The organism is Bacillus sp. JJ1474 (assembly GCF_036965225.1).
Classification (GTDB): Bacteria; Bacillota; Bacilli; order Bacillales; family Cytobacillaceae; genus Cytobacillus.
Genome location: NZ_JBALPC010000181.1, coordinates 5515 through 7201 on the forward strand (window position 1 = coordinate 5515; position 1687 = coordinate 7201).

Here is a 1687-nt window from a genome sequence, read left to right on the forward strand (position 1 = left end):
TAAGTGTGTCGTGTAAAAAATTTCTAGACGGAGTTAGAAAAAAATTTCAAATATTTATATCACATTTATCAGTGTTGTAAATGAAAAGAATTTTTAAGAATAATAATCAAAATAAAATATATTTACAAACCTCTACTTCTGAATGGAGTAGGGGTTTTTTTATGGTTACCAATAAGGATGAGGGTTTGAAGGGGAAGAGATTGTTTTGCTTGTGAAGCTATTAGGAATAATGGGTGGAAAGTGATTGCGAGAAAATCAAATAGGCGAAAATTGTATGGGAAGAAAATATTGTAAATTATACACACTTTGTATATAATGTATATAAAGTGTATATACATTATTTTAAAAAGAGGTATTTGTATGCAAATAATAATATCCAATATTTCAAAAGAACCAATTTATGAGCAGATTTATGTGCAAGTTAAGAAACAAATTTTGACGAATGAACTGAAAGCAGGGGCGGCTTTACCATCTATGCGTCAGTTAGCTAAAGACCTAGATATAAGTGTAATCACAACAAAACGGGCGTATGAAGAGCTTGAGAAAAATGGTTTTATATTCTCAATCGTTGGAAAAGGATCATTTGTATCTGAACAAAATAATGAAATGATTCTTGAACGAAAAATGAAAGTCATTGAAGAACAGTTAATGGCTGCAATTCAAAATAGTAAAGAAATAGGAGTAGAGTTAGCTGAATTAAAAGAATTACTTACAATGTTATATAAGGAGGAAGTATGATGGAAAACGTAATTGAGCTACAACATGTAAATAAGGCTTTCAAAGGATTTGAACTGAAAGACTTATCAATCTCAGTGAAGAAAGGCTTTGTTACAGGGTTTATTGGTGGTAATGGAGTAGGAAAATCCACAACGATTAAGTTGATTATGAATTTATTACAACCGGGTAGTGGAGAGGTTTCACTTTTTGGTTTGAATTATAAAATGCATGAAAAAGAAATAAAACAACGAATTGGCTTTGTGTTCGATCATAATGTTTTTTATGAGAATCTTACCTTATTAGAAATGAAAAATATAATAAGACCAATTTATAAAAAATGGGACGATTCTATATTCAATCATTATGTAGATCGGTTTGAACTACCATTAAAGAAAACATTGAAAACTTTTTCTAAAGGTATGATGATGAAGGCTTCCTTAACCATTGCGTTATCCCACGATGCTGAGTTAATTATTATGGATGAACCAACGTCGGGATTAGATCCAATATTTCGTAGAGAACTGTTAGATATCCTTCACGATCTCATGCAGGATGGTGAAAGAACGATTTTCTTTTCTACTCATATTACGACAGACTTAGAACGAATCGCGGATTATATTACTTTTATCCATGATGGACAACATATTTTTACAAAAGAGTATTATAAAATCGAAGAAGACTATGCACTTGTGAAAGGAAATATAAATCTATTAGATCGTGATACAGAACAAGAATTTATAGGTGTCCGTAAATCCAATCATGGATTTGAAGCATTAACGATAAATAAACAACGTACAGAAAGTATCTTTGGTGATACGGTCATTTTGGAGAAACCAACACTAGAAGATATTATGCTATATACAAAGAAAGGAAAAGATAACTATGTTCAATCTCATTCGTAAAGATATTATTTTACAGAAAAATACATTATTAATTCTTTTACCTATATTATTTATATATTTATTTTTAA

The 1687-nt window shown here is 29.9% G+C and carries 2 protein-coding genes; both read left to right on the forward strand.

The features are described 5' to 3' along the window. Nucleotides 1-360: 360 nt before the first annotated feature. Nucleotides 361-738, forward strand: a complete 378-nt coding sequence (locus tag V7164_RS19875) for a GntR family transcriptional regulator (RefSeq protein WP_335355029.1) — start codon at nucleotides 361-363, stop codon at nucleotides 736-738. After that, nucleotides 738-1619, forward strand: coding sequence for an ABC transporter ATP-binding protein (locus tag V7164_RS19880; RefSeq protein WP_335348421.1), 882 nt, complete (start codon nucleotides 738-740; stop codon nucleotides 1617-1619). Before V7164_RS19875 ends, V7164_RS19880 begins: the two co-directional genes overlap by 1 nt. Nucleotides 1620-1687 lie beyond the last annotated feature (68 nt).

Excerpts from the sequence above, each read along its gene's own strand:
- V7164_RS19880 (WP_335348421.1), top strand. The coding sequence starts at position 738 with ATGGAAAACGTAATTGAGCTACAACATGTAAATAAGGCTTTCAAAGGA.
- V7164_RS19875 (WP_335355029.1), top strand. The coding sequence starts at position 361 with ATGCAAATAATAATATCCAATATTTCAAAAGAACCAATTTATGAGCAG.